The 26,229-nt window shown below is 74.7% G+C and carries 31 protein-coding genes; 2 read left to right on the forward strand and 29 right to left on the reverse strand.

The genetic code is table 11. The features are described from left to right. The 29 genes from JUB12_RS14645 to JUB12_RS14785 form a co-directional block, all read right to left on the reverse strand. On the reverse strand, nucleotides 1-822 hold the full coding sequence (locus JUB12_RS14645; protein WP_205696161.1) for a flagellar motor protein: 822 nt from the start codon (nucleotides 820-822) through the stop codon (nucleotides 1-3). A 97-nt stretch (nucleotides 823-919) separates the two neighbouring features. Further along, entirely contained in the window at nucleotides 920-1,279 is a 360-nt protein-coding gene (locus JUB12_RS14650) for a response regulator (protein WP_305852564.1), read from the reverse strand. After that, complete coding sequence (locus JUB12_RS14655; RefSeq protein ID WP_205696162.1) at nucleotides 1,279-2,145, reverse strand: FliM/FliN family flagellar motor switch protein; 867 nt, start codon at nucleotides 2,143-2,145, stop codon at nucleotides 1,279-1,281. The genes JUB12_RS14650 and JUB12_RS14655 overlap by 1 nt, the downstream gene beginning before the upstream one ends. Continuing rightward, nucleotides 2,142-3,149, reverse strand: coding sequence for a flagellar motor switch protein FliM (locus JUB12_RS14660; protein ID WP_205696163.1), 1,008 nt, complete (start codon nucleotides 3,147-3,149; stop codon nucleotides 2,142-2,144). Before JUB12_RS14660 ends, JUB12_RS14655 begins: the two co-directional genes overlap by 4 nt. Next, complete coding sequence (locus JUB12_RS14665) at nucleotides 3,146-3,661, reverse strand: chemotaxis protein CheD (protein ID WP_205696164.1); 516 nt, start codon at nucleotides 3,659-3,661, stop codon at nucleotides 3,146-3,148. Before JUB12_RS14665 ends, JUB12_RS14660 begins: the two co-directional genes overlap by 4 nt. Then, nucleotides 3,661-4,242 carry a chemotaxis protein CheC gene (locus JUB12_RS14670; RefSeq protein ID WP_205696165.1) on the reverse strand — a complete coding sequence of 194 codons (582 nt, stop codon included), beginning with the start codon at nucleotides 4,240-4,242 and terminating at the stop codon, nucleotides 3,661-3,663. The genes JUB12_RS14665 and JUB12_RS14670 overlap by 1 nt, the downstream gene beginning before the upstream one ends. A 24-nt stretch (nucleotides 4,243-4,266) precedes the next feature. Continuing rightward, on the reverse strand, nucleotides 4,267-6,258 hold the full coding sequence (locus JUB12_RS14675) for a chemotaxis protein CheA (RefSeq protein WP_205696166.1): 1,992 nt from the start codon (nucleotides 6,256-6,258) through the stop codon (nucleotides 4,267-4,269). Nucleotides 6,259-6,263: 5 nt separating this feature from the next. Next, nucleotides 6,264-7,067: a protein-glutamate O-methyltransferase CheR gene (locus JUB12_RS14680; RefSeq protein WP_205696167.1), complete on the reverse strand. Its 804-nt coding sequence runs from the start codon at nucleotides 7,065-7,067 to the stop codon at nucleotides 6,264-6,266. After that, nucleotides 7,064-8,149 carry a chemotaxis-specific protein-glutamate methyltransferase CheB gene (gene cheB / locus JUB12_RS14685; protein ID WP_205696168.1) on the reverse strand — a complete coding sequence of 362 codons (1,086 nt, stop codon included), beginning with the start codon at nucleotides 8,147-8,149 and terminating at the stop codon, nucleotides 7,064-7,066. Before cheB ends, JUB12_RS14680 begins: the two co-directional genes overlap by 4 nt. Next, nucleotides 8,149-8,634 carry a chemotaxis protein CheW gene (locus tag JUB12_RS14690; protein WP_205696169.1) on the reverse strand — a complete coding sequence of 162 codons (486 nt, stop codon included), beginning with the start codon at nucleotides 8,632-8,634 and terminating at the stop codon, nucleotides 8,149-8,151. The genes cheB and JUB12_RS14690 overlap by 1 nt, the downstream gene beginning before the upstream one ends. 155 nt (nucleotides 8,635-8,789) lie before the next feature. Then, on the reverse strand, nucleotides 8,790-9,008 hold the full coding sequence (locus JUB12_RS14695; protein WP_205696170.1) for a flagellar FlbD family protein: 219 nt from the start codon (nucleotides 9,006-9,008) through the stop codon (nucleotides 8,790-8,792). A gap of 17 nt (nucleotides 9,009-9,025) precedes the next feature. Next, the gene (locus tag JUB12_RS14700; protein ID WP_205696171.1) at nucleotides 9,026-9,838 is read right to left on the reverse strand and encodes a flagellar hook-basal body complex protein; all 813 of its coding nucleotides are present in this window, start codon (nucleotides 9,836-9,838) and stop codon (nucleotides 9,026-9,028) included. 25 nt (nucleotides 9,839-9,863) lie between these two features. Further along, complete coding sequence (locus JUB12_RS14705; RefSeq protein WP_205696172.1) at nucleotides 9,864-10,226, reverse strand: TIGR02530 family flagellar biosynthesis protein; 363 nt, start codon at nucleotides 10,224-10,226, stop codon at nucleotides 9,864-9,866. Nucleotides 10,227-10,229: 3 nt separating this feature from the next. Further along, nucleotides 10,230-10,619, reverse strand: coding sequence for a flagellar hook assembly protein FlgD (locus tag JUB12_RS14710; RefSeq protein WP_205696173.1), 390 nt, complete (start codon nucleotides 10,617-10,619; stop codon nucleotides 10,230-10,232). Nucleotides 10,620-10,625: 6 nt separating this feature from the next. Then, the gene (locus JUB12_RS14715; protein ID WP_205696174.1) at nucleotides 10,626-11,987 is read right to left on the reverse strand and encodes a flagellar hook-length control protein FliK; all 1,362 of its coding nucleotides are present in this window, start codon (nucleotides 11,985-11,987) and stop codon (nucleotides 10,626-10,628) included. Further along, nucleotides 11,984-12,697: a lytic transglycosylase domain-containing protein gene (locus tag JUB12_RS22270; RefSeq protein WP_305852565.1), complete on the reverse strand. Its 714-nt coding sequence runs from the start codon at nucleotides 12,695-12,697 to the stop codon at nucleotides 11,984-11,986. Before JUB12_RS22270 ends, JUB12_RS14715 begins: the two co-directional genes overlap by 4 nt. Nucleotides 12,698-12,703: 6 nt before the next feature. Beyond that, complete coding sequence (fliJ, locus tag JUB12_RS14725; RefSeq protein ID WP_205696175.1) at nucleotides 12,704-13,162, reverse strand: flagellar export protein FliJ; 459 nt, start codon at nucleotides 13,160-13,162, stop codon at nucleotides 12,704-12,706. A gap of 64 nt (nucleotides 13,163-13,226) precedes the next feature. Then, nucleotides 13,227-14,663: a FliI/YscN family ATPase gene (locus JUB12_RS14730; RefSeq protein WP_205696176.1), complete on the reverse strand. Its 1,437-nt coding sequence runs from the start codon at nucleotides 14,661-14,663 to the stop codon at nucleotides 13,227-13,229. After that, the gene (locus JUB12_RS14735) at nucleotides 14,663-15,244 is read right to left on the reverse strand and encodes a FliH/SctL family protein (protein ID WP_205696177.1); all 582 of its coding nucleotides are present in this window, start codon (nucleotides 15,242-15,244) and stop codon (nucleotides 14,663-14,665) included. Before JUB12_RS14735 ends, JUB12_RS14730 begins: the two co-directional genes overlap by 1 nt. After that, nucleotides 15,244-16,293: a flagellar motor switch protein FliG gene (gene fliG, locus JUB12_RS14740; RefSeq protein WP_205696178.1), complete on the reverse strand. Its 1,050-nt coding sequence runs from the start codon at nucleotides 16,291-16,293 to the stop codon at nucleotides 15,244-15,246. The genes JUB12_RS14735 and fliG overlap by 1 nt, the downstream gene beginning before the upstream one ends. A gap of 6 nt (nucleotides 16,294-16,299) precedes the next feature. Then, entirely contained in the window at nucleotides 16,300-17,820 is a 1,521-nt protein-coding gene (gene fliF / locus JUB12_RS14745) for a flagellar basal-body MS-ring/collar protein FliF (RefSeq protein WP_205696179.1), read from the reverse strand. Next, a complete protein-coding gene (fliE, locus tag JUB12_RS14750) occupies nucleotides 17,820-18,149 on the reverse strand; it encodes a flagellar hook-basal body complex protein FliE (RefSeq protein ID WP_205696180.1) in 330 nt (109 codons plus the stop codon). The genes fliF and fliE overlap by 1 nt, the downstream gene beginning before the upstream one ends. Next, nucleotides 18,146-18,562 (reverse strand): flagellar basal body rod protein FlgC, encoded by a 417-nt coding sequence (flgC, locus tag JUB12_RS14755; protein WP_205696181.1) that lies wholly within the window; start codon nucleotides 18,560-18,562, stop codon nucleotides 18,146-18,148. The genes fliE and flgC overlap by 4 nt, the downstream gene beginning before the upstream one ends. A 2-nt stretch (nucleotides 18,563-18,564) precedes the next feature. Further along, entirely contained in the window at nucleotides 18,565-18,924 is a 360-nt protein-coding gene (flgB, locus tag JUB12_RS14760; RefSeq protein ID WP_205696182.1) for a flagellar basal body rod protein FlgB, read from the reverse strand. Between the two features lie 145 nt (nucleotides 18,925-19,069). Then, the gene (fliT, locus tag JUB12_RS14765; protein WP_205696183.1) at nucleotides 19,070-19,378 is read right to left on the reverse strand and encodes a flagellar protein FliT; all 309 of its coding nucleotides are present in this window, start codon (nucleotides 19,376-19,378) and stop codon (nucleotides 19,070-19,072) included. Beyond that, a complete protein-coding gene (gene fliS, locus JUB12_RS14770; RefSeq protein WP_205696184.1) occupies nucleotides 19,375-19,797 on the reverse strand; it encodes a flagellar export chaperone FliS in 423 nt (140 codons plus the stop codon). Before fliS ends, fliT begins: the two co-directional genes overlap by 4 nt. Before the next feature lie 54 nt (nucleotides 19,798-19,851). Further along, a complete protein-coding gene (fliD, locus tag JUB12_RS14775; protein WP_205696185.1) occupies nucleotides 19,852-21,174 on the reverse strand; it encodes a flagellar filament capping protein FliD in 1,323 nt (440 codons plus the stop codon). A gap of 3 nt (nucleotides 21,175-21,177) precedes the next feature. Beyond that, on the reverse strand, nucleotides 21,178-21,534 hold the full coding sequence (locus tag JUB12_RS14780) for a hypothetical protein (protein ID WP_205696186.1): 357 nt from the start codon (nucleotides 21,532-21,534) through the stop codon (nucleotides 21,178-21,180). A 100-nt stretch (nucleotides 21,535-21,634) separates the two neighbouring features. Beyond that, entirely contained in the window at nucleotides 21,635-24,007 is a 2,373-nt protein-coding gene (locus tag JUB12_RS14785; RefSeq protein ID WP_205696187.1) for a glycosyltransferase family 2 protein, read from the reverse strand. Nucleotides 24,008-24,206: 199 nt separating this feature from the next. Between JUB12_RS14785 and JUB12_RS14790 the strand changes: the two genes are divergently transcribed. Beyond that, nucleotides 24,207-25,028: a FliA/WhiG family RNA polymerase sigma factor gene (locus tag JUB12_RS14790; protein ID WP_205696188.1), complete on the forward strand. Its 822-nt coding sequence runs from the start codon at nucleotides 24,207-24,209 to the stop codon at nucleotides 25,026-25,028. 84 nt (nucleotides 25,029-25,112) lie between these two features. After that, nucleotides 25,113-25,775, forward strand: a complete 663-nt coding sequence (locus JUB12_RS14795; protein ID WP_205696189.1) for an O-methyltransferase — start codon at nucleotides 25,113-25,115, stop codon at nucleotides 25,773-25,775. The last annotated feature ends 454 nt before the right edge of the window (nucleotides 25,776-26,229 follow it).

The raw sequence follows: 26,229 nt of genomic DNA on the forward strand, positions 1-26,229 counted from the left end.
CTAGGCGGCCTGCGCCTCACCGGCGCCGCCGTCGACGGCGCGCAGCTTCGGGTCCTCGCCGGTGACCTCACCGCGGTCGGCCGGCGGGACGTAGGACAGGAGCTTCTCCTGCACGACGCGCGGGTTGTCGCCCGCCTGGATGGCGAGGATGCCCTCGAGCAGGAGCGTGCGGTACTGGACCTCCTCGGCCGAGAGGTTCGCGAGGCGGTTGCCGACCGGGAGGAAGATGATGTTGGCGGCGCCGATGCCGTAGAGCGTCGCGATGAACGCGGTGGCGATCGACGGGCCGAGGGTCTCGGGCGCCGAGAGGTTGCCGAGCACGTGCACGAGGCCGATGACCGTGCCCATGACGCCGATGGTCGGGGAGAAGGCGCCGGCCTTGATGAAGACGTTGGCGTTCTGCTTGTGGCGGGCGTGCATCGCCTGCGTGTCGGCCTCGAGGACCTCGGCGAGGAGCTCGGGGTCGGTGCCGTCGACGACGAGCTGCATGCCCTTGCGGGTGAAGTCGTCCTCGATGGACTCGATCTCCTCCTCGAGGGCGAGCAGGCCGTCCTTGCGGGCGCGCTCGGCGAAGCCGGTGAGCTGCTTGACGGACCCGGCCAGGTCCATGGGCTCCGGCGAGATCGCCTTCTTGTACAGCGTGGGGATCAGCTTGGCCCGGTCCATCCCCATGGCCGCGATGGTGCAGCCGAGCGTCGTGGGGAGGATGATCACGAACGCAGCCGGGTTGATCAGCTGCGTCGGCTGGGTGCCCTTCATGATGCCGCCCACGATGAGGCTGACGAGGGCGATGCCGATCCCGATGGCAGTGGCGGCCTTCACAGTCAGGTGATCGGCCGCGGCGCCTGGGACTTCAGGGCTTCATCACCCGGCGGACACCGCGTCGAGCGCGGGTCCGCCGGGGACGAGCAGGGGTGGGCTAGGCCAGGGCCTTCTCGACCGCGCCGAGGACGCGATCGGCCTGGAAGGGCTTCACGACGAAGTCCTTCGCGCCCAGCTTGATCGACTCCAGCACCTTCGACTCCTGGCCGAGGGCGGAGCACATGATCACCTTCGCGCCCGGGTCCAGGGCGACGATCTCCTTGAGGGCGGCGATGCCGTCCTTCTCGGGCATGGTGATGTCGAGGGTCATGACGTCCGGCCGGAGCTCCTGGAAGCGGCTGACCGCCTCCGCGCCGTTGCCGGCCTCGCCGACCACCTCGTGACCGCCGCCGGTCAGGGCGTCGGTGACCATCTTCCGCATGAAGGCGGCGTCGTCGACGACGAGCACTCGTGCCATCAGGCTGCGACCTCCGTGATCTGGGGGGTTGTGGGGTTGGGGGTGGAGCCCTGGGCTCCGTGGACCTGCTCGACGCGGAGCGCCAGGGTCCCGTCCTCGTCCACGACGAGGCGGCCCGAGGCCACGCGCATGCCGTCGGCGTAGAGGTCGACCGGGGCGTCCGCCTCGTGGTCGAGCTCGACGACGCTGCCCGAGGGCAGACCGACGACGCGTGCCGAGGGCATCCGGGTGCGGCCGAGCTCGGCCCACACCCGGACGGTGACGTGCCGGAGCGACTCTCCCAGCGGGGCCGAGTCGTACTCCGTCGTCATCTCGTCCAGCGCGCGCGTCATGCGCACGATGAACGCGTGCGGCACGAGCTGCACCAGGGTGCAGGGTGCGCCGCAGACGGTGAAGGTGACGCGCGTGACCTGTCCGGCGTGGTCCTCCGCCGGCATGGCCTCCGCCACGTCCTGGACGACGCGCACGTCGGGCGGCGCGATCTCGACCTCCTGGCCGAGGACGTCGCTCGTGGCCCGTGCGGCGGCCGCCATCATCTGGTTCATCGCCTCGCCGACGGCGCTGAGCGAGAGCTCGTCGAGCTCCCCGCCCGGCTCCACGGAGTCCGGGTCGGCGCCCATCATCGTGGCGGCGAGGCGGCGTGCCCCCTCGAGGGGCATCACCAGGACGTTGCCGCCGGTGACGCCGTCCACGTAGGAGACGTCGGCGGCCACGGCGGGCACCGAGACGTCCTCGAGCGGGTGCCCGCTCTGGACGACGTCGACGGTCCCCGGCTTCACGCCGTCGGGCGTGTAGGTCTTGAGGACGTCCTGGACGGCCTCCGAGGTCGAGGCGGCGAGGCGCAGCAGGGCCTGCTCGGTGTTCACGAGCTCCCCTCCTCGCCCCGCGCGGCGGGCGCGACGACCTGGACGGCGCGCTTGGTGCCCGAGCGGCCGGCGCGGCCGTGCAGGACCGGCGTGCGGTCGGCGTAGACGACGACGTGGCCGAGGTCCTTGGCGCCGGCGGGGCCGCCGAGCTTCAGGGTGTCGCCCGGCTGGAGGCCGAGGACGTCCTCGAGGGTCAGCGTCGTCTCGGCGACCTCGGCGCGCAGCGTCACGTCGACGCGGCCCAGGCCGCTGCGGACGGCCTGCGCGGTGCGCTCGTCCTGCACCTTGCCGTCGTCCTCCTTGCGCGAGAACGCGCTGGCGACGGGGGCGATGGCGGCGTAGGGCACGAGCAGCACGCAGGTGGACGAGACGCGCTCGAGGCGGGCCTCCATGACCAGCGCGAGCGTCGGCTCGCTGCCGGCCGCGACCTGCACGAGCTCGGACTGGCTCTCGATGTCGCTGAGGCGCAGCGTGGTCTCCGAGAGGTCGAACCAGACGCCGCTGAGGACCTCGACGATCGTCCCGAGCAGGCGGCGCACGAGCATCAGGTCGATGTCGGTGAGCTCGCGCTCCTTGACGAGGTCCTCGGAGGTGCCGCCCATGAGGCGCTCGAGGGCGACCACGAGCAGCGACACCTGGGCGGTGAGGAGCATCCGGCCCTCGTGGGGCGCGGTCTCGACGATGCCGTAGACCGACCCGTCGGGCAGCAGCCCGAACGCGTTGGTCCAGGTGAGCTGCTGGACGTCGATGACCTCGAGCTCGATGGGCGTGCGGTGCTCGGCCACCAGGCGGGTGGTGACCGAGGCGCACAGGGCGTCCAGGGCGCGGCGCATGCGCCGCTCCTGGTCGGTCGAGAACTTGCTCGGCCGCGTGAAGTCGACGGTCCTCAGCCACCGCGCGCGGCGACCGCCGCCCGCACCGGGAGCCTCGATCGGGAGGTTGCCCTCCGAGGCCCGCTCGAAGAGGGCCTCGATCTGGTTCGTGCTGAGGAACCCCGAGCTCATGCCGCGATCGCGAAGCTCCGGCCGAGGTCCATGGGGACGTCCGTGCCGCCCGCCTCGCGGACGGTCACGGCGGGCAGCTCGCCCGAGCCGGCGAGCACGGCACGCACGGTGCGACCGCGGTCCCCGCCGGTCATGGCGGCGACGACGGGCACGCGCACGGCGGCGAGCGCCTGGCGGACGGCCTGCTCGTTGCGAGCACCGATCTCCTGGCCCCCGGCCATCGCGAACATGGAGGCCCCGCCCACGAGGGCGGCCTCCAGCCGCGTGGGGCGGGCGCCGGCGGCGACGAGCTGCTCGACCGTCACCGGGATGGCGGTGTCGGCGAACTTGGCGGGCGTGGCGCCCGGGCCGCTCGGCGGCGACTGGGGCAGCATCACGTGCGCGAGCGCCGCGACGCCCCACGTGCGGTCGACGACCAGGAGCCCGATGCAGGACCCGAGGCCGACGCAGGCAAGGACGTCGCCGGCCGCGCGCGAGACTGCGAGCTCACCCATGCGGACGACGTGCTCCATCAGAGGCCCAGCCGTGCGAGGAGGTCGCCGACGGCGCCGCCGGCGGGCAGCAGCAGGAAGCTGAGCTCGCAGGAGTCGCCCTCGACGAGGAGCGCCGAGTCCATGAGCAGCGCGGTGGTGTCCGTGCCGTCGCCCAGCAGGACGGAGGCGAGGATCGCGCCCAGCATGTCGAAGACCACCATCGGCGGCGCGGGCTCGGTGTCGAGGCCGAGCATCTGCGCCAGCGCGTTGATGTACGACGTGCCGAGGATGTTGCCGATCTCGCCCAGCGCCGAGCGGCCGTCGTCGGTGCCGACGGGGACGCCGAGCAGCTCGCACAGGCGCGCCGCGTCGGCCTCGGGGAAGAGCAGCAGGACGTGGCCGGGCAGGTCGCCGACCGTGGGGACGACCACGCCGTAGCGGGCCTCCGCCGGGTCGCCCGCGGCCTCGACCGCGTCCGGCACCGGGAGGGCCTGGACGGTCGGGACGTTGATGTCGACGGGCTTGCCGAGCATCTGGCTCAGCGCGCCGCCGGCGGTGCCGGAGCCGATGTTGGCGAGCTCGCGCAGGGCGTCGAGCTGGACGTCGGTGAACGTGGTCATGAGTCGGTGCTTCCTTGCGGTGGCTCAGGCGACGGCGGTCAGGGAGGGACGGCCGGCGGTCGCGGTGGTGGTCGAGGTGGAGGAGATGACGGCGTCGCAGTCGGCGAGCAGGACGATCGAGCCGTCCGGCAGGACCGCGGCGCCCGACACGGCGGCACGCGGCGCCACGCCCTGCGGCAGCGGCCGCGTGACGAGCTCGCGCTGGCCGACCAGGCCGGAGACGCTGAGGGCGATGGAGCGCTCGGAACCGCGGATGATCACGACATGTGTGTCATCGGCAGCCTCCTCGCTGTCGTGACCGAAGACGTCGCGCGCGGACAGCAGCGGCAGGGAGGGCCCGTCCTGCTGGACGAGCATCTTCTTGCCGGCCACCCCGCGGACGGGCAGGTCGTCGAGGCGCAGCGTGCGCTCGACGCGCTGGAGCGGGATGCCGTACGGGCGGCCGTCGGCCTCGACGAGCAGCGCCGACATGATCGCCAGGGTCAGCGGGAGGCGGACCTCGGCCTCGGTGCCCTCGCCGGGCACGGAGGTCACGACGACCTCGCCGCCGAGCTGGCGGATCTTCTCGCGCACCGCGTCCATGCCGACGCCGCGACCCGAGAGGTCGCCCACGGTCTCGGCGGTGGAGAAGCCGGGCGCGAAGAGCAGCTCGATGGCGGCACGGACGTCGACCGTGGCGGCCTGCTCGGCGGTGATGAGCCCGCGCTGCACGGCCTTCGCGGCGACCTTGGCCGGGTCGACGCCGCGGCCGTCGTCCTTGACGGAGATGACGATGGAGCCGCCGGCGTGGCGCGCGGCGATGGTCAGCGTGCCCGTCGCCTCCTTGCCCGCGGCGAGGCGCTCGGCCGGCGGCTCGAGGCCGTGGTCCAGCGCGTTGCGGATGAGGTGGACGAGCGGGTCGCCCAGCGCGTCGACGACGGTGCGGTCGAGCTCGGTCTCCTGGCCGACGAGCTGGAGGTCGACCTGCTTGCCGAGCTTCGAGCTCGCGTCGCGCACGAGGCGCGGGAAGCGCAGGAAGACGGCCTCCACGGGGATCATGCGGATCTGCATGACCATCGCCTGGAGCTCGTGCGAGCTGCGGGTGAGGCCCTGCATGGCCTGCGAGAGGCCGGGGACGTCGACGTCGGCGGCGAGGCCCTCGACGAGGGTGCGCTGGACGACGAGCTCGCCCATCAGGTGCATGAGCTGGTCGAGGCGCTCGGCGTCGACGCGGACCGTGCTGGCCCCGCGCGACGAGCCGCCGGCGCTGGTGGCGCGGCGCTCGGCCGCGTTGACGACCTTGCCGGGCTCGGGCTCCTCGGCCTGCGGCGGCGCGGGGACCGCGACGGCGACCGACCCGACGTCCGGGACGGCGCGGATCGCGGCGCTGAGCACGTCGGCCTCGGCCTGCGTGGCGACGAGGGCGTGGATCTCCGAGCCGGTGAAGCCGTCGACGTCGGCGTCGGCCGGGGCCGACTGCACGATCGTGCCGTGCTCGCCGATGGCGGCGAGCACCATGTAGGCGCGCACGGCGGCCATCTGGCAGTCCTCGGCGAGGCCGACGGTGACCTCGAGGACGGTCCCGTCGGCGTCGATCGGCGCGAGGACGGGCGCGGCGGCCGCGGGCTCCTCGGCCGGCGCGTCCTCCGAGCCGTCGGAGTCGCGGACGAGGCCCTGCAGGCGGGTGATGAGCTCGGCGGGGTCCAGCGACTCGCTGCCGTCGGCCTCGATGCCGTCGGTCGCGGTCTCGAGCGCGTCGAGGCACGCCAGGACGACGTCGGTGACCTCGGAGGTCAGCGCGCCGTCGCGCTGGCGCAGCAGCTCGAAGACGTCCTCCATCTGGTGGGTCAGCCGGGCCATGCCCTCGAAGCCCATGGTCGCGGCCATCCCCTTGAGGGAGTGGGCGGCGCGGAAGATCTCGTCGACGGTCCCGCGGTCGTGCGGGTCCTCCTCGAGGCGGACGACGGCGAGGTTGAGCTCCTGGAGGTGCTCGCGGCACTCCGCCAGGAACATCGGGAGGTACTCGTTGGTGTCCATGTGGATCAGGCCTCGCGGCGGTAGAGGAAGGGGGCTTCGGGGACGAGGCCCATGGCGGCGGGCTCGTTGACCCGCTCCGTGGCGCCGACGACCATCCGACCGCCCGGGCGCAGGGCCGAGGCCAGCCGGGCGTGGAGGTCGTCGCGCACCTCCGGGGTGAAGTAGATGACGGTGTTGCGGCACAGGACGAGGTCCTGGCTGCCGGGCACCGGCTTGAGGCGCAGCAGGTCGCCCTGCTCGAAGCGGCAGAGGCGGCGGACCGCGTCCTTGGCCTGCAGGCCGCTGTCGACGGCGTCGAAGTGGCGGCGCAGCGCGTCGGCCGGGGCGTCGCGGCCGTCCTCCTTGGAGAACAGCCCCGCCTTGGCGCGGGCGACCATGCGGGCGTCGATGTCCGTGCCGAGGATCGAGACGCGGGCCGCCGGGACGGCGTCCAGGCAGACCGCGGCCAGCGTGTGGGCCTCGGCGCCGTAGGAGCAGCCCGCCGACCAGGCGCGGATGCGCCCGCCGCCGGAGGCGGCCAGCTCGGGCAGGACGGTCTTGGCCAGCGCCTCCCACTGCTCCGGGTTGCGCCAGAGCTGGGAGACGTTGATGGTCACGCGGTCGAGGAAGGCCTCGAGCTCGTCCTTGTCGGCGCGCAGCGTCTTGGCGTACTCGCGCAGGTCCTGGACGCCGCGGGCGCCCGCGAACGAGCGGATGCGGCGCTCCATCTGGTCGCGCTTGTACTGCGAGAGGTCGATGCCGTTGATCGAGCGGACCGCCGTGCAGAGGTCCACGTAGTCGTCGGCGCGACCGCCGGCCAGGGCGCTCATGACGCGATCGCCTCCGCCAGCTCGCCGAGGGGCAGGACCTCGTCGACGAGGCCCGCCTCGGCCACCGCTCGCGGCATGCCGTAGACGGTGCAGGTGTGCTCGGCCTCAGCGATGATCCGCCCGCCGTGCTCCTTGACGACGCGGGCGCCGGCGAGGCCGTCGGCCCCCATGCCGGTCATGACGCAGAGGACGACGCGGTCCTTGAAGCGCTTGGCGACGTCGGCGATCGTCAGGTCGGCGCGGGGGCGCAGGCCGCCGATCGGCTCGGTCTCGGTGAGGCGCAGGACGTCGCCGTCGGTGAGGCGCAGGTGCTTGCCGCCCGGGGCGATGAGCAGCTGCGTCGGGTCGAGGCGGTCGCCGTCGACGGCCTCGCGCACGCCGATCCTGGCGGCGCGGTCCAGCCGGGCGGCCAGCGAGGCCGTGAAGCCCTCGGGCATGTGCTGGACGATCAGTCCGCCGGCGCCGAGCGCGCCCGGCAGGCCGGGGACGACGGCGGCCAGCGCGCGCGGGCCGCCGGTCGAGGTGGCGATGACCACGACGCGGTCCTTCGCGCTCGCCGTGGCGATGCGCGGGCGGCGCGCCGGGACGCTCGCCGCGGCGGGCGCGGCGGCGGGGCGGGCACTCGGCCGCGGTGCGGCGGCGGACCTGGTGGAGCCCGCGGCGGCCTCGAGCTTGCCGGCCAGCGTCTTGGCGAACGCGTCGAACGGCTCGCCGATCGCCGGCTTGGCGACGAGGTCGAAGGCGCCCTCGGCGAGCGCGTCGACCGCGCGGGCGCCGTGGGCCGGGGAGAAGGCGGAGACGACGACGACCGGCACCGAGGCGTTGCCGCTGCGCAGCGCGCGCAGGACGCCGATGCCGTCGAGCCCGGGCATGGCCAGGTCGAGCGTCATGGCGTCGGGACGCAGGCGCCGGTGCAGCGCGAGCGCCTCGTCCCCGTCGGCGGCCTCGCCGACGACCTCGAAGCCCTGGTCACGCAGCGCCTGGCTCAGCAGGCGCCGCATGAAGGACGAGTCGTCGCAGACGAGGATCCGCGTCCCGCTGCCCGTCCGGGCAGCGGGTCGGTTGCCGGCCGTCGTGGCCATCAGGCCGCGACCGCGACCTCGGTGGTGGCCTCGTCGGCGGCCGTCTCGGCCTGGCGACGGGCCGCGCCCGGGACGATCCCGTGCGGGTTGAGCAGGACGACCAGGCGGTCGTCGATCTTGGCGATGCCGTCGATGGAGACGTGGTCCGAGCCCGGGGCCTCCTCGAGGGTGGAGCTCTCGACGGTGATGACCTCCTCGACCTCGTCGCAGATGACGCCCGCCATCTCGGCGTCGGTCTCGACGATCACGATGTTGGACTCGACGCCGTCGGCGGCGCGGTCCAGACCGAGGCGCTGCGCCAGGTCGAGGACCGGCAGGATCTTGCCGCGCAGCGAGATGACGCCGCGGACGCTCGGGTCCGACGAGGCGACCGAGCGCGGCTCGGCGTAGCGGATGATCTCGTGGACGTGGGAGATGGGCAGCGCGTACTCCTCGCCGGCGAGGCTGAAGACGACGAGCTGGGTGGTGGTGGTGTCGGCAGACATGGGGTCGGATCCCTCCGTGGACGTGGGCCAGCACCCATGTGTGTCGGACGCACCGCCCGTCGCTTGAGGTGCGCGCGCCGAACGGCACGGCCCCGAACGACAGCGGGCGCCCCGGAGGGCGCCCGCTGGACGGCTGTCCTGCTGCGTTGTGGGGGCTAGCGCACGGGGCGCGAGCGCCGCAGGGCCTCCGCGGCGATGCCGGTGCGCCACTCGCGGGCGCGCGCGATCACCTCGTCGGCGGTCTCGGCCACCGCGATGCTGGCGCCGGTGGTGAGCGTGATGTGGCAGTCCGGGCTCTCCTCCAGGGACTGGATGAGGTCCGGGTTGAGGTGGAACGGCTCCCGGGCCGTCGACAGGCGGTGCAGCAGGATCATGTGGTCCTACCTCGGGACTAGCGCTTCAGGTTGACGAGGTCCTGCAGCATCTCATCGCCGACGGAGATCACGCGGGAGTTCGCCTGGAAGCCGCGCTGGGCGACGATCATGTCGGTGAACTCGGCCGCGAGGTCGACGTTGGACATCTCGAGCGTGCCGCCGATGGTCTGGCCGAAGTTGCCGCCGGGCAGGCCGACGAGCTCGGTGCCGGAGGCCGGGTTGGACTCCCAGCGGTTGCCCGAGACGCGCACGAGGCCGTTCTCGTTCGGGAACTTCGCCAGCGACAGCGTGCCGGCCGTGACGCGTGCGCCGCCGCCCGCCGGGATGTAGGTGACCATGCCGTCGTTGCCCACGGCCACGGCGGTCGCGCCCGTCGGGATCTGGATGTACTCGTCGGGGCCGCCGGCCGTCGTGCGGCCCATGACGTAGTAGCCCTCGGCGGTGGTCAGGTAGCCCTGGTCGTTGCGCTGGAAGTTGCCGGCGCGGGTGTACTGGATCTGCGTCGGGGCGGCGGGCGGCGCGCCGGTGGCGACGCGGAAGAAGCCCTCGCCCTGGATGGCGATGTCCAGCGGGTTGCCGGTGGCCTGCAGCGAGCCGGCGGTCATGACCGCGTCGACCGACGCGAGCTGGACGCCGAGGCCGATCTGCGCGGCGTTCGTGCCGCCGGTGTTCGGGCCGGACGCCGAGCCGCCGTAGACCGTCTGCTGGAGCTGGTCCTTGAAGGACGTGCGCGCCGTCTTGTAGCCGACGGTGTTCACGTTGGCCAGGTTGTTCGACGTGACGTCGAGCTTGGTCTGGTGCTGCTTGAGGCCGGAGACGGCCGAGTACATGCCACGGAGCATTCTGGGTTCCTCCCTAGGAGAAGACGGCGGAGTCGATGTTCGTGAAGACGTGGTCGCGCAGCTGGTCGCGGCCGACGGCGGTGATGACGGTGCGGTTGGGCACCGAGCAGACGAACGCCACGTCGCCCAGGAGGACGACGGTGTCGCGGGCGCCCTTGGCCGCGGCGCGGCTGAGGGCGTCGTCGAGGCGCTCGAGGGTCGGGCGGTCCAGCGACAGCCCGCGGCGCTGCACGCGCTGGGAGGCGTGCTTGGAGAAGGTGACGTCGAGGACCTGGCCGAACGCCGGGCCCTCGGGCGAGGTGGTCGCCGGCGGCGCGACCGGACGGGGCATCCCGTCCGGCGGGCGCAGCGCGGGGTTGAGCTCGACCGGGTTCATGGCCTAGCGCACCTCGACGACCGTGCTGGTGGCGATGCCGGGCTTGCCGGCGATCGTCAGCTTGGGGGCGGACTCGGAGACGTCGACGGACTCGACCTTGCCCGTCACCTTCTCGCCGGTGGTCGGCTCGACGTAGGTGACGGTGCGGCCGATGAGCGACTGGGCGTGCGTGGCCTCGGTCGCCTGCGTCAGCGACGTGATCTGCTCGACCATCGTCATCTGCGAGACCTGGGCCATCTGGGCGCTGAGGTCCTGCGGCGCCGTCGGGTCCTGGTTCTTGAGCTGCTCGACGAAGAGCCGCAGGAACGCCTGCTTGTCGAGCGTCTGCGACGGCTTGGACGAGCCGGTCCTGGACGTGGTCTGGGTCGGGTCGATGCCGGAGACGGAGGGCATGGCTACCTAGGCGTGGACGTCGACGAGGGCGCCGGCGGGGAGGCCGACGGTCGTCGTGGTGGTCGTGGTCGGGTCGAGCTCGGTGGCGTCGCCGGCGGCGGTGGCGCCACCGACGCGGCGGGTGCCGGAGCCGTCGCCGGCGGCGGCGCCGCCGGCCTGGCGGCGGCTGTCGCCCTGCGCCCCGAGCTGGAGGTCGATGCGGGCGACGACGACGCCGCGGTCCTCGAGGGAGCGGCGCAGGTCCTGGCCCGCCTGCTGGAGGGCCTCGAGGGTCGTCTGCTCCTGCGCGGAGACGGTGGCGATGACGCCGTCCTGGTGGGCGCGCAGCAGCACGTCGACGCGGCCGAGGTCGAGCGGGTGCAGCTCGAGGCGGGCGGTCGCGGTGCCCTTGGTGTGCGCGAGCTGCACGAGCGCGTGGACGCGCTCGAGGCGGTCGGCCAGGAGGACGGGCGTGCCGGCGGGCGTGGCCGGCGTCGCGGTCACGCCCTGCGGCGTGGCCGCGGGCTGCACCGCGGCCGGCGCGGCCGGCGCGGCCGGCGCGGCCGGCGTGGCCGGGCCGGCCTGGGCGGCGGGCTGGGCGGGCGTCGCCGTGGTGGGCGACGGCGCGGCGGCCTGCGGCTGCGGGCGGCCCTCGCCGGACGGCTGGCCGCCGGCCTGCGGCTGACCGCCGCCGGCCTGCTCGCCGGTCCCGGCCTCGGCCGGCGCACCGGGGAGGTCGGTCGTGGCGGCGGGGTCGGCCGGCGCGCTCGCCGGCGCATCGGTCGGCAGCGGCTCGATGGTCGGCTCAGGCTGCGCGGTGGCGGCCTCGGCGGCGATCGGCGCGCCGGGCGCCGACGGGGCCGGGATGGCCGTCGCCGGGACGGCCGGCCCGTCGGCCGTCGTCTGCGTCGTCGTCGTCGTCGGGGGCGTCGCCGGAGCGGCCTGGGCGGCCACTGGAGCCTGGAGCGCCGAGGCCTGGGCGTCGGCCTGTGCCGCGACCGGGACGGCCGCCGCCGGGTCGGCCGGCACGGGCACGGCCGGCGCCGTCTGCGGCGCGGCGTCGGCGCCCGGCGTCTGGGTCGCGGAGACCGGCGGCTGCTCGGCCACGGCGACGGGCAGCGCCGGGGCGTCGGGCAGCGACACCGCCACCACGGGCAGCTCCGGCGTCGCGACGGCGTCGTCCGGCGTCGCCGGCGTGTCGGTGTCGCGCTGCTGCTGGCCGTCGGTGTCGGAGACGGGCGAGCTGGTGGGGCCTTCCGCAGGGGCGGTCCGGGCCTGGGTGTCGAGGACGGCGGCGAAGAGGTCCGCCGGCTGGTCGCCGGGCGGGCCTGCGCGCCCCGTCAGCCGCTCCGGCGGGGGTGCCGGGGCGACGGGTGCGGTGCGGGTCATGTCGTCGAGTAGGGCAGGGCGCCGCCGGCCAGCGGCTGGGTCGGGGTCGTGGCCGTGGTGGCGCCGAGCGCCGAGAGGGCAGAGGCGGGGAGCGCCTGCGTCGTCGCCGGGGTGGCGACGGCGGTCGCCGCGGCCGCGCGGAGCTCCTGCGCGTAGCCGAGGACCTTCGTGACGTAGGTCTGGGTCTCCGCGAAGGGCGGCACGCCGCCGAAGCGCTGGACGGCGCCCGGGCCGGCGTTGTACGCGGCGAGCGCCTTGCGCTCGTCGCCGCCGAAGCGGTCGAGCTGCTGCTTGAGGTACTTCGCGCCGCCGTCGAGGGCCTGCGCCGGGTCGAGCGGGTTGGTCACGCCCAGCCCGGCGGCCGTGCCGGGCATGAGCTGCGTGAGCCCCTGGGCGCCGGCGCTCGACTGCGCGTTCGGGTTGAAGCCGGACTCCTGCTTGACCAGCGCCTTGAGCAGCGACGGGTCGACGCCGTGCTTCGTCGCGGCCTGCTGGATGAGCGCGTCGTACTGCGTGTCGCCACCGGTGGAGCCCGGCGTCGTCGACGGCGCGGAGGCCGCCTGCAGGGTGGAGGCGAAGCTCGTGGGCGACGCCGCGGCGTCGGGCGCCTGGACGCCGCCGGCGGCCGTGAGCGCCTGCGGGCCGCGCGCCATCGTGGCGAGCATCTGGTCGATCTCGGCGACCCGCGTCTGCGCGGCGATGGCGCCCACGGGCATCTACGCGGCCCGCCCGTGCATGCGCGTGGCCATCTCGTCGAGCTCGACGGCCTCGGCGCGCAGCGCCTCGAGGCGGTGCTCCTCGCCGCGGCGGGCCTTGAGGCGCTCGAGCACCTCGCGGTTGCGGCTGGCGTGCGCGAGCGACGCGCGGCTGTCGGCCAGGCGCTGGTCGAGGTCGGCCAGCAGGTGCGCCGCGTCGGCGCGATGGCGCTCGAGGCGCTCGACCCAGGTCTGGCGGGCCAGCAGGTCGGACCCGCTCAGCGACGGGGCGCCGGGGTCGGTGGCCGGGCGGGCGCCGTCGACGGCCGCACGCAGGCGGCCCTCGGCGTCGGCGAGGTGGGCGGCTCCGCGCACCCGCTCGTTGAGGCTGGCGGCGAAGGCCTCCTTGGCCCGGTCCTCGTCGTGGGCGCGCAGCTCGCGCACCCGCTCGAGGCCGAACTTGAAGGGCTTGTCCTTCACGGTCTTGGTGGTCGGTCGCGGGGAGGGCGGCTTGACGGCCTGGTGGACGCGTGTCCTAGGCGCCTCAGACGCCGAGGTTCAGCGGCGGGATGGCCGACGGGGCGCTGGCGGGCGCCGCGGGCATGGCGAACGCGCCGGCGGGGTCCTCGGCGGCCGCGAAGCCGCCCATGGCCGGGTCCGGCGCGCCGCCCGCGAGCTCGAGCAGCCGGGCGTCGGCGCCCAGGCCGTCCGAGCGGTCGTCGGCGCGCTGCTTGAGGAAGTCGTCGATCGCCGGCTTGAGGTCGATCGCGCGGTCGGTCATCGGGTCGCTGCCGCGCTCGTAGGCGCCGATCGCGATGAGGTCGCGCTTCTCCTTGTGCGCGGCGAGCAGCGAGCGCACCTCGGTCGCGGCCTCGCGGACCTGCGGCGCCGCGATCTCCGACTGCAGGCGCGAGACGGACTGCAGGACGTCGATCGCCGGGTAGTGGCCGGCGTGCGCGAGCTCGCGGGTGAGGACGACGTGGCCGTCGAGGATCGACCGCGCGGCGTCGGCGATCGGCTCGTTCATGTCGTCGCCGTCGACCAGGACGGTGTACAGGCCGGTGATCGACCCGTGCTCGCTGGTGCCCGAGCGCTCGAGGAGCTTGGGCAGCAGGGCGAAGACGCTCGGCGTGTAGCCGCGGGTGGCGGGCGGCTCCCCGATGGCCAGGCCGACCTCGCGCTGGGCCATGGCGAAGCGCGTGACGGAGTCCATCATCAGCACGACGTCGCAGCCCTGGTCGCGGAAGTGCTCGGCGATCGCCGTGGCGGTGAGCGCCGCCTTGATGCGCACGAGCGCCGGCTGGTCGGAGGTCGCGCAGACGACGACCGACCGCGCGGCGGCGGGGCCGAGGTCGCGCTCGAGGAACTCGACCACCTCGCGGCCACGCTCACCGACGAGGCAGATGACGTTGACGTCGGCGCTCGTCGAGCGGGCGATCATGCCCAGCAGCGAGGACTTGCCGACGCCGGAGCCGGCGAAGATGCCCAGGCGCTGGCCGCGGCCGCACGGGACCATCGCGTCGAGCGCGCGCACCCCGAGGTCGACGCGGTCAGTGATGCGCGGGCGCGACAGCGGCGAGGGCGGCGCGCCCGTGACCGGCCGCGTGGGGAGGTCGTCGAGCGGGGCGCCGCCGTCCATGGGGCGGCCGAGCCCGTCGAGCACGCGCCCGAGCAGGGCGTCGCCGATGGGGGTCGAGAGCTGGCGGCCGGTGGCGGTGACGCGGTCGCCCGGCCCGACGCCCTCGAGCTCGCCGAGGGGCATGAGCAGCGTGCGCCCGGCGCGGAAGCCGACGACCTCCGAGGGCAGCGGGTCGCGGTCGCGGCTGGTGTGCAGGAGGCAGACCTCGCCGACCTCGGCCTCGAGGCCGGTGGCCTCGACGACGAGCCCGATCAGGTCGGTGATGCGGCCCTGGCGGCGGTGCAGGTCGGCGCGCGAGACGGCCTCGGCCGCGTCGGCCAGGCGCTGGGCGACCGCGTGCATCAGGCCTTGAGCGCCTCGGCCACGACCGCGCGCGCGAGCTCGAGCTTCGTCTCGAGCGAGGCGTCGACGTCGCCCTCGGCGGTGTGGACGATCGCGCCGCCGCGCGCCACGCGGCGCTCGGCCTGGACCTCGACGTGCTCCATGCCGCCGAGCTCGGCGACGAGTGCCGGCGCCGCGTCGCGCACCAGGTCGAGGTCGTCCGGGTTGACGAGGACCGTGACGTGACCGCGCTCGACGAGCCGGCGCAGCGCGCCGCGCACGACGTCGACCACGCGCTCGGGCTCGACCTCCAGGGCGCCGGACAGCGCCTGCTGGGCGATGCGCAGCCCGAGGCCCACGGCCTCGCGCTCGCAGTCGGCGGCGACGCTCGCGCGCTCGTCGGCCAGGGCCTGCGCGGCGGCCTGCAGCGCGGCGATCGCCCCGGACAGCGCGGCGCGCCCCTCCTCCAGGCCGGCGGCGAAGCCCGCCTCGCGGGCGGCCTGCGCCTCGGCCTCGAGGTCGACCTGCGGCCGTGCCGGCGCCGCCTCGGCCATGAGCGTCGCGGCCAGCGGCTCGAGCGTCGGGAGGGCGAAGTCCTGCACTAGATGACCTCCTCCTCGTCGCCGTCCTCGCCGCCGCGGCCGAGCGTGATGGCGCCCGCGTCCTCGAGGCGGCGGACGGCGGCCACGACCTTGCCCTGCGCCTCCTCGACGACGGCGCGCCGCTGGGGCTGGCCGGTCTCGAGGTCCTCGCGCAGCATGTCGGCGCCGCGGGAGGACATGTTGGCGAAGACGCGCTCGCGGACCTCCTCGCCGACGCCGCGCAGCGCCAGGGCGAGGTCCTTCTGGTCGACCTCGCGCAGCACGAGCTGGATGTCGCGGTCCGACAGGACGATGATGTCGTCGAAGGTGAAGAGGCGCTGGCGGATCTCGTCGGCGAGCTCGGAACGCTCCTCGGCGATCGCCTGCAGGACGTTGCGCTCGGTCGAGCGCCCCGCGCCGTTGAGGATCTCGGCGAGCGAGTCGACGCCGCCGGCGGACGAGAACTCCTGGTTGACGACGGTCGAGAGCTTCTGGCGCAGGCCGCGCTCGATGTCCTCGATGACGCCCGGGTTCGTGTCGCCCATCGTCGCGATGCGCAGCGCCACGTCGGCCTGCAGCTCGGAGGGCAGCGCGCTGAGCACGCGGGCGGCGAGCTTCTTGTGCAGCGACGCGACGACGAGCGCGACGGTCTGCGGCGACTCGTCGGCCAGGAACGTGACGATCTGCTCCGGCGGCGTGCGGCGCAGGAAGTCGAACGGGCGCAGCTCGGCCTGGGCGGTGATCGACCCGATGATCTCCTCGGCGCGCTCGTCGCCGACGAGCTGGACGAGCACCTCCTTGGCGAACTCGGGGCCGCCCAGCGCGAAGTCGTTGCGCTGGCGGAACTCCTCGGCGAGGTCCTCGAGGACCGCCTGCGCGGTCTCGACCTCGATGCGCCACAGCGTGGCCATCTCCGCCGAGAGCGCCTCGACCTCGCGGTCGGTCAGGTGCTTGAGGACCTCGGCCGCGCGGCCGGAGCCGATCGTGATGAGGAAGACCGCGGCCTTCTGGCGCCCCGTCAGGTGGGCGGCGCGCGACCGCTGGACGACCTCGGTGCTCGTCTCGGCCACCGCGCGCTACTCCTCGGTGATCCAGGTGCGCAGCTGGGCGGCGACGCGCTCGGGCTCGCGCTCGACGAGGTTCTCGATCGCCATCTTGCGCGGGTCCTCGAAGTCCTGCATGGTCGGGATGACCATCCCCGGCTGCGCCGGCTGGCCGGCCGGGGCGGCCGGCAGGGCCTCGCGCTCGGCCGCCGCGAGCTGGGCCAGCCACGCCGGCTCGCCGAGCTCCTCGTCCTCGCGCTTGCGCAGGTGGCGCGTCATGAAGAAGAGGAAGAGCAGGACGCCGAGGCCGAGGCCGGCGATCTTCGCGATGCCGGGGATGCCGCCGGGGATCGCGCCGAGCGGCCCGGGCGCGGGCGCCTCGACCGGCTTGGCGAAGGTGACCTCCTGGACCGAGACGGTGTCGCGACCCTGCTGGGTGCCCGCGGCGGCCTCGACGGCCTTCTGGATCGCGGCGACGTCCGCCTTGGCGGCCTTGTCGACCATGACGGAGACCGACAGGCGGTTGACGGCGCCCGGCGCGACGCGCGTGCGGGTGACCGTCTTGTTGACGCCGAACTCGGTCTTCGTGGCGTTCTTGCGGTAGTTGGAGGTGCCGCCGCCGCCCGCCTGGCCCTGGGCGTAGGCCGGGATGTTCGAGCCGGTGCCGGCCGCCTGGCCGGCGGCGCCCTGGCCGCGCAGCGTCTCGCTCTCCTCGGTCTGCGTGAGGGGCGTGCCCTTGGTCGCGTACTCGAGCTGCTCCTTGGTGGCGTCGTCGACGTTGAGGTCGGCGCGCACCTGCACCTGGGCCTTGTCCGGGCCGACGGTGCGGGCGAGCATCGCGTCGAGCTGGCTCTGCAGCTGGCTCTCGTAGCGGGCCTGCATCGCGGTCTTGGACGCCGCGCCGTTGCCGGCGGCGCCGCCCTCGCCCTGCGGCCACAGCATCTGGCCCGCGGCGTCGGTGATCGTCACCGCGTCGGTCTTCAGGCCCGGGACGGAGGAGGCGACGAGGTTGGCGATGCCGCGCACGCCGCCGCCGTCGAGCGTGCCGGCGCTGCCGAGCAGCACCGCGGCGGTCGACGGCTTCTCCTCGTCGGTGAAGAGCTCGTCCTTGGGCAGCGTGAGGCGCACCTGCGCCGAGCCGACGCCCTGCACCTGGCCGATCGTCTGGGCGATCTGGCCCTCCAGGGCGCGCTGGTAGGCGACCTGCTGCTGGAAGGACGACGCGCCGAGCTTCTGCTTGTCGAGCAGCTCGAAGCCGGGCTGCTGGGCGGTGCCCGAGACGCCGGCCTCGGCCAGCGCGATGCGCGCCTGGGCGACGGAGGCCTCCTGCACGGCGACGGCGCTGCCGTTCTGCTGGAGCTCGAAGGCGATGCCCTTGTCGGCCAGCGCGCTGGTGACCTTGCCGGTCTGCGCCGGGTCCAGGCCGGACTGCACCGTCTGCCACGACGGCGCGGTGGTGAGCTTGAAGAGGAGGAACACCGCGGCGACGAAGCCCAGCGCGACCGCGCCGAGGATGGCCTTGCCCTTGGTGTCGAGCGACTGGATGAGCTGCATCAGACCTGGGTGTGCATCACGTCGTTGATGGCCTCGACGCCCTTGGTGCGCAGCTGGGCGGCGAGCTGCATGGAGAGGCGGGCCTTCTCGACCGCCATGACGACCTGCGCGGGGTCGTCGGCCTGGCCGGTGGCCAGCGCGCGGGACTGCTCGGCGGCGTCGACCTGCAGGCTCTCGAGGTTCGAGATCTGCTCGGAGAGGACGTTGCCGAAGGAGCCGGCGCCGGAGCGCTCGGCGTCGCCGAGGCCCCCGACGGAGCCGACGCCCTCGCCGAGGTCGACCGACCACTCGGGCCCGGAGGTGAGGAAGGACGGGTCGACGACGGTCATCGCAGGAGGTCCAGCGTCCGGGTGAAGAGCTGCTTGGCCGTCTGCATCGCCGTGACGTTCGCCTCGTAGGCGCGGGAGGCGCCGATGAGCTCGACCATCTCGGTGACGGTGTCGACGTTGGGCATCTCGACGTAGCCCTGCTGGTCGGCCTGCGGGTGGCCCGGGTCGTAGACGCGCCGCAGCGGCGTCTGGTCCTCGACGATGGCCGTGACCTGCACGCCCTTGGCGGCGCGGTCCAGCGCCTCGCCGAAGGAGCCCGGACGGGCGGCGCCGTCCATCGACTGCAGCGCGACCTCCTTGCGGCGGTAGCCGACGGTCTGCGCGTTGGCGAGGTTCTCGGCGGTGACGTCGAGGCGCATGCGCTCGGCGCTGAGCGCCGAGCCGGTGGCGTCGATCGCGTCGAAGAGGCCCATGGCTAGGCGACCCCGATCGCCGCGCGCAGCACGTCGTCGCGCGCCTTGATGACGGAGGCCAGCGCCTCGTACTCGAGGCCGTTGCGCGCCTGCTCGGCGGCCTCGACATCGGCGTCGACGGAGTTGCCGTCGAGGCGCATCGGGGCCAGCGGGTCGGCGCTCGGCGTGAGGTCGGCCCGCTCGAGGGCGTCCTTGCCGCCCTCGGCGAAGGCGTTGCGCAGCACGCCGTGGAAGTCCAGGTCCTGCCGGCGGTAGCCCGGCGTGGACACGTTGGCGAGGTTGCCCGCGATGGCCGACTGGCGGGCGGCCGCGCCGGCGAGGGCCCGCTCGAGGCCGAGGTGCGTGGTGTCGAAGAGCTCCATGGACGGGCGGATCGCTGGTGGCGTCCCGTCCCTGGGCTTGCCGGGTGGCCGCCGTCCGTGGTGGCCTAGTGCAGTGGTCGGCCGGAGCCGAACCGAGTTGAGCGCGGCGTCCAGCGCGGGCTGGACGCGGACATCGCGCGGGGCGCTAGGCGACGCCGGCGGCCGCCGCGTAGGCGCCGACGCCGGCGCGGTGGCGGGCGGTGCCGCCGAGCTCGCGGCGCAGGGCGTCGCGGCGGTGCGTGAGGTGGTCGGCGGCGGCGCGCTGGAGGGCCAGCGCCTCGTGGAGGACCGGCAGCAGCTCCCGCGGCACGGGGCCGCCGGCCAGCGCGGCGAGCGCCGCGGCGCGCCGGACGGCGAGCTCCTCGAGGTGCTCCCAGCCGTCCTCGCGGGCGGCCAGGGCGACCTCCTCGCGGCCGACGGCCAGCAGCTGGCCCGCGGCCTGCTCGGGGCTCACGCCGGGACGGGGGCCGTCGGGGTGGCCGGCGCGGGCGCCGGGGCGCCGCCCTTGGCCAGCTGGGCCCACGACTCGCGCAGCTCCGCCAGGAGCGTCACCACCGTGCCGATCTTCGACGGGTCGCGCTCGAGGCGCGCGTCGATGAGCAGGCGCTTGCAGAAGACGTAGATGCCCTCGAGGCGCTCGGCGAGCTCGCCGCCGCGCTCTTTGTCGAGCGTCATGAGCAGCTCGTCGACGATGGCGGTCGCGCGGTTGAGGCGGTCGACGGCCTGGACGGTGGCGCCCTCCTGCTCGAGCAGGACCTGGCCCTGGCGCAGGAAGCGCAGCGCGCCGTCGTACAGGTGCACGACGAGCTGCTCGGGCGAGGCGGTGAGGATCGCGCTCTCGCGGTAGGCGTCGGTCCGGCCGTAGGGGTTCATCTCACCCGGGTGGTCGTCCGTGGCCGAAGCGTCTTGAGCCGCTCGTCAGGTGTCCTACGACGACCCCATCGAGGCGATGAGGTTCGCGAGGTCCGACTGGGCGGACTGGCTCTTGAGGAGGGCGGCCTCCATGGCCGCGAACTGCACCCGCAGCCGCTGCTCCTTGGTCTCGAGGCGCTTGTCGAACGCGTCGAGGCTGCTCTTGATCGACGAGAGCTCGGCCTGCGAGCCCTTCTGGCGCTGGGCGAGGATGCCGTCGGCCTCGACCTGCGGCGCGAGCACCTTCTCGACCGCCTGGGCGAGGCCGTCGACGCCGCCGCCGCCGAGCAGCGTGCGGACGCTGAGCGGGTCGGCCGCGAGCTTCTCGTTGAACGCCGTCTCGTCGAAGGAGAGCTTGCCCTTGAGGCTGTCGGCCGACGCGGCGCCGCCGGTGGCCTTGCCGGTCGTGATGCCCAGCGGGCCGCCGAGCTCGCCCAGGACGCCGCGCAGCTCGCTGAGCACGGCCCGCACGCCGGAGTCGCCGTAGAGGGCGCCCCGCTTGGCGTCGGTCGTCGTCGTGGCGTTGGCGACGCGCTTGTCGTCGAGCTTGAGCTGGAGCGTCTCGACGGTGCCGTTGTAGGCCTCGATGAACGCCTTGACCTTGTCCTTGACGGCCGCGGCGTCCGGGCCCGGGTTGCCGACGGTGATGTCGGCGTCCTCGGTCGTGCGGCCCTTGAGCGTCAGCTCGACGCCGGGCAGGGCGTCGGTGACGACGTTCGTGGGCGAGGTCTTCTGGACGCCGTCCAGGGTGTAGACCGCGTCGGCGCCCGGGCGGGCGGTGCCGGGGACCTCGGCCAGGCCGGCGCCCGAGGCGGTGAAGGCGCTGTCCTCGCCCGTCGTGCGCGCGGAGAGGACGAGCTTGCCGCCGACGTCGACGGCGAAGACGCCGAGCGTCGCGTCGCCGTTGATGGCGGCGACCGCGTCGCCGACCTTGGCGCCCGCGGCCAGGTTGACGGTCTTCGCGCCGATCGTGATCGACGACGCGCCGGCCTGCTCGGTGAACGAGAAGGTGTGCTGCTCGGCGGTGGCCAGCGACACGACGCCGACCGTGTGGCCGCCGGGGCCGGCGCCGGCGGTCTGGCGGACGCCGACCTTCGCGCTCGAGCTCTCGACGGACTGCTTGTCGGCCCACAGCAGGACCGAGCGCAGGTCGCCCGCGGCGGTCTTGAGCTTGCCGAGCTGGGTCTGGACGTCCTTGAGGGCGTCCTGCTTGGCCTGCTCGGCGGTCTGGCGCAGGGTGAGGCGCGTCTTGCCCTGCGACTCGACCTGGATGAGCTGGTCGATCACCGCGCTCGTGTCCATGCCGGACACGAGGCCGCCGAGCTGGAGGCCCGCCATCGGCTAGGCCACGTCCCCCGGCACCGAGCCGTGGACGACGTCGCGGAGGTCGAGGCGGCGGATGAGCGCCCCCTCGCTGTCCACGAGCCCGGCGACGACCTTGCCGCTCAGCTCGTGGGTGGAGAACTGGACCTGCCGGCCCTCGAAGGCCAGGCGGTCGACGAGCTCGGACGCACGCGTCATGTCCGCGACGACCTCGTCGGGGAGGTCGACCTTGCGGGCGCGGGCGGCCTCGAGGTCCAGGACGCGACCGAAGTCGCCGGACGCGGGCGTCGCCGCAGGGCCACCGGCAGGCGCCGGCGGTCCGACGGGAGCGGGTGCTCCGACCGGCGGCAGCGCGGGGAAGTGGTGCAGCGACATCTAGCGTTCCTCCTGGAAGCTCCTCGACCGTCCATGGCCGGGGTCGTCCAGGTCATCGGCGTGGTTCCTGCGCGACTTGATCGGCACGTGGACGTCCGTCCTAGGCCGCCGCGGCGAGCAGGGTCCGGGCCTCGGTGCGGAACACCTCGGCGTCGTCGTGCAGGCCGCGCGCGTCGGCGATGCGCGCCAGGCCGTCCAGCGCGCGGGCGTCGGGCCCGTCCTCCTGGACCGCGGCGATCCACTCCTCGGCGGCCGAGTCGAGGAAGCCACGGCGCAGGTAGACGCCGGCGAGCAGCTCACGACGCTCGCGCGCGGGGAGCGCGAGCGCGTCGACGGCGCGGGCCAGCGCCTCGAAGGCCTCGAAGCGCTCGAGGCGGGCCAGGGCGTCGAGCATCGTGGCGAGGACCGGGGCGGCCGCGGCGGGGACGGCGACGTCCTGGCCAGCCCAGGCGCGGAAGGCGGCGAGCTCGTCGTCGGGGAGGCCGGCGTGGGCGGCGGCGTCGAGGTCGGCGTCACCGCCGGTGGCGAGGGCGACGAAGGCGGCGGTGCGCGCGGCGGCCGCGGCGCAGCCGGCGGTCGGCGGGACGTGCGCGACCTCGGCGGCGGCCTCCTCGAGGCGGCCCTGGCTCAGCAGCGCCTCGGCCAGCACGACGCGCGCGTGGTGGACGTGCGGGCGGGCCTGCAGGACGCGGCGCAGGAGGCCCTCGGCCTCGGCGACGGCGCCGGCCTCGTAGAGCGGGACGGCGACCTGGAAGCAGTCGGCGGGGCTGAGGGCGCCGGTGACGGCCTCGACGGCGGCCGGGACGCCGGCCGCGGGGGTGCCGGAGGCGAGCAGGAGCTCGGCCAGCGGCTCGGCGACGCCGTGGAAGCCGGGGTGCTCGCGGGCGCAGCGCTCGAGCGTGGCGCGGGCGCCGGCGTGGTCCTGCTCGGCGCGCTGGACGCGGGCGAGCTCGACGAGGGCGATGGGCCCACCGGCGCCGACGGCGCCGTGCCACTTGGTCGGCGCGTCGCCCAGCTCGAGCGCCTGCCGGAACTGGGCGGCGGCGCGCCGGGTGTCGCCGAGGGCCAGGGCCGCGCGGCCCTGCTCGAGGACGACGTCGGTGTAGCCCGGCAGCAGGCGCAGGACGTCGTCGCCGAGCTCGAGCGCCTCGGCGGCGCGGCCGCTGGCGTTGAGCGCCTTGAGCATCCGCGAGCCCAGCGACGGCGCGAAGCCGAAGGACGTGGGGTCGCGGTCGGCGCGGATGCGGCGCCAGGCGGTGAGGAAGTGCTCGGCGGCGGTGGGGGCGGAGCCCAGGACGAGGTGCTCCGAGCCGAGGTTGAAGTGCAGGAACGGGCTGTCGTCGCCCTCCGCGCGCTGGCGCTCGAGGAGCTCGAGGTTGCGGGCGGACTTGTCCTTGGCCTCGCGGACCTCGCCGAGGTAGCCGAAGTGCTCGAAGCGCACGGCGGTGCGCTCGACGCGCTCGGGCACGAAGCCGGGCAGGCGGTGGGCGATCTGCTCGTGGATCCGGCCCTCGTAGCGGTGGCCGGGGCGGTTGCGCAACAGGCGCAGGCTGTCGGTGGTGCTCGCGCTGCCGTCGCCGAGCTCCCCGGTGTGGTTCGTCGCGCGCAGGTAGAACGCCTCGCGCCAGGTGCGGCCGGCGAGCTCGCGCAGCAGCGCGGCGTCGGCCTCGACGAGGACCTCGTCGGCGTCGAGGACCAGGAGCCAGTCGGCCGTCGCGGCGTCCATCGCGACGTTGCGGGCCTCGGCGAAGTGGCCGGTCCACGGGTGATGCAGGACGCGGGCGCCGTGCTCGAGGGCGATCTCGACGGTGCGGTCGGTCGAGCCGGTGTCCACGACGACCAGCTCGTCGACCGCGGTGCGGGCGGCGGCGAGCGTGCGGCCGAGCATCGCCTCCTCGTCGCGGACGATCATCGTCAGGGCGATGGTCAGGCCCGTCGCGGGCCGGGCGGCGTCGGCGGCCGCGCGGGCACGTGCCCCGAGGTCCCGCACGGCCTCCTGGACGTCGGCGGGCAGGGCGGCGGTGGCCAGTGGCCCGCGGGCGGCGATCGCGTCCGCCGAGACGGTGGGGAACGCCTGGGCCGTGGGGTCCAGGCGGCGGGCGGCCGCGGCCAGCGCGGTGGCGCCGGCGCGGTCGCCGAGGCCGGTGAGGGCCAGGCCGGCGAGCTCGAGCAGCACCGGCTCGGCCGGCGTCCCCTCGAGGTCGCAGACCACGGCGTCCAGGGCGGTGGCCAGGAAGCGGGCGGCCAGCTCCGGGGTCCCGCCGGTGGCCGCCAGCGCGAGCTGGGCGGTGAGGCGGCGGGCCAGGTAGCGGGACTGGGGGTCGTCGAGGCGGCCGGCGGCGTGGAGGGAGGCCGCGAAGGCCCGGACGTCTCCCGCGCGCAGCGTCGCGTGTGCGCGCACGAGGTGGGCGTCGACCGTGGCGCGCGCGCCCGCGAACGGGGACGTCGAGCCGGGTGACGCCTGGAGGGTCATGGCCTTGAGGTCGGCAGGGCCGCTCGGCGGTTGAGCGCAGCCCCGGCGAGCGGACGGGGGGTCCCCACTTCTGGGGAGGACGGCGATGGACCGCTCTCCTCGGGCGAATACCGGGAACCGGGGATCGTTCGGTCACCGGCGGATTCCGATGCTCCTCTCGTCCCCGCCAGACCGTCCCCCCGGAAGGACCACCGCCCTCATGCGCCTCGCAACCGCCACCTCCACCAAGCCGCGCCGGCTCTCCCCTGAGGACTCGCTCGCCCTCTGGCAGGAGTACCGCCGCACGAACGACCGCGCCCTGCGCGATCGGCTCGTCCTCACCTTCGCGCCGCTGGTGAAGTACATCGTCTACAAGAAGGTCCGCGAGATGCCGGCCCGCTGCGAGGTGGAGGACTTCATCTCCTGCGGCCTCGAGGCGCTCATCCAGTCGATCGACCGCTACGACCCAGAGAAGGGCGCCACGCTCGAGCAGTACGCGTGGACCCGCATCCACGGCGCCGTGCTCGACGAGCTGCGCCGCCAGGACTGGGCCCCGCGCTCCGTCCGCCGCTGGGAGCGCGACATGGAGCGCGCCGCCGACGACTTCTCGCGCCTGCACGGCCGTCGCCCCACCGCCCCCGAGCTCGCCGAGACGATGGGCATCTCCCTCGAGGAGCTGCGCCGGCACCGCGACGAGGTCACGCAGTCCGACGTCACGTCGCTGAACACCGTCGTCCTGGGCGACGACGAGACGACGATCGAGCGCCTCGACACCATCGCCGCCGACGACGACCGCCTGGACCCGGTCTTCGCCACCGCGACGGAGGAGGCCAAGACGAAGTTCCGCGCCGCCTTCGCCCAGCTGCCCCAGCGCGAGCGCGAGGTCGCGGTCCTGCTCTACGTCAAGGGCATGACGCTCGCCGAGATCGGCGACATCCTCGGCGTCTCCGAGTCGCGCGTCTGCCAGATCCACGGCGCGCTCAAGAAGACCCTGCGCCTGGCGCTGGCCGACGACGCCGCGCTGTTCCAGGCCGTCGCCTAGCCCGCGACACCGCAGCACCTTCCGGGACCTTGCGAGCGGCCGCCTTCGGGCGGCCGTTCGTCGTCGTGCGGCAGGCTTCACGACGTGCGCACGCTGCGGGAGTCCGCCGTCGTCGAGGTCCTCGCCCGGATCGAGGCCGCCGGCGCGCGCGAGGACGGCGCGGGCAAGGCCCGCGTCCGCGCCCGGGAGGCGCAGCTCGGCCGCAAGGTCTACGGACGCGAGCGCGCGGAGCTCTACGGCACGGCGCCCATCGCGGTGGCGCGCGAGGTCGGCGAGCTCCTGCACGTCCTCGTCGTCGCCACCGGGGCACGCTCGGTCGTCGAGTTCGGCGCGTCCGTCGGCTTCTCGACGATCCACCTCGCCGCGGGCCTGCGCGACCTCGGCGGCGACGGGCGGCTCGTGACGACCGAGCTCGACGCGGCGAAGGTCGCCCTGGCCCGCGACCACCTGACGGCCAGCGGCCTGGCCGACCTCGTCGACCTCCGCGCCGGCGACGCGCTCCAGACGCTCGCCGACGACCCCGCGGCGGTCGACCTCCTCTTCCTCGACGGCTGGAACGACCGCTACCTCGACGTCCTGCGCCTCGCCGAGCCCCGCCTGCGCCGCGGCGCCCTCGTCGTCGCGGACCTCAGCCGCGACGACCCCGCCTGCGAGGCCTACGCCGCCCACGTCCTGGACCCCGCGAGCGGCTTCACCTCCGTCCGCCTCGACGTCGACGAGGGCGTCGTGCTGTCGACGCGGGGGTGAGGGTCGCGCAGGCGGCCTGGGTGACGCGGCGCGGAGCTCCGCACCCGCGCCGCCCGAGGGATGCCGCACGCGCCGATCAGCACCGAGGAGAGGGTGGCGGCGAAGCGGCCGCCGAGCCGCAAGACGCTTCGGGCCATCCGTTGGCGGATCGACCCGCACATCCCGGGCTCGATCCGCCACTCGATGCTGCAGGCGACCCCGCCGGCCACGACCCTGTCGATCCCGGCGTCTCACGCCGGAGATCACAGGGTCACGACGCTCGAACCCACAAGACCGCCCACGTCGGCCGAACCCGCCGGCGGTCTCCCTCCCTCACTGCCGAACAGCCCCCGCCGCATCCCCACGGGCGTCCGGACGCAGCTCCGCACCCGCGACGACGGGAGGGTCCCATGCGAAGAACGGGACAGGCCCCTGCTTCTCACGCCGCCCATTCCGCTTGTCCATGCGGTTCTGG

Source organism: Conexibacter sp. SYSU D00693, assembly GCF_017084525.1.
In the GTDB taxonomy this organism is placed as follows: Bacteria; Actinomycetota; Thermoleophilia; order Solirubrobacterales; family Solirubrobacteraceae; genus Baekduia.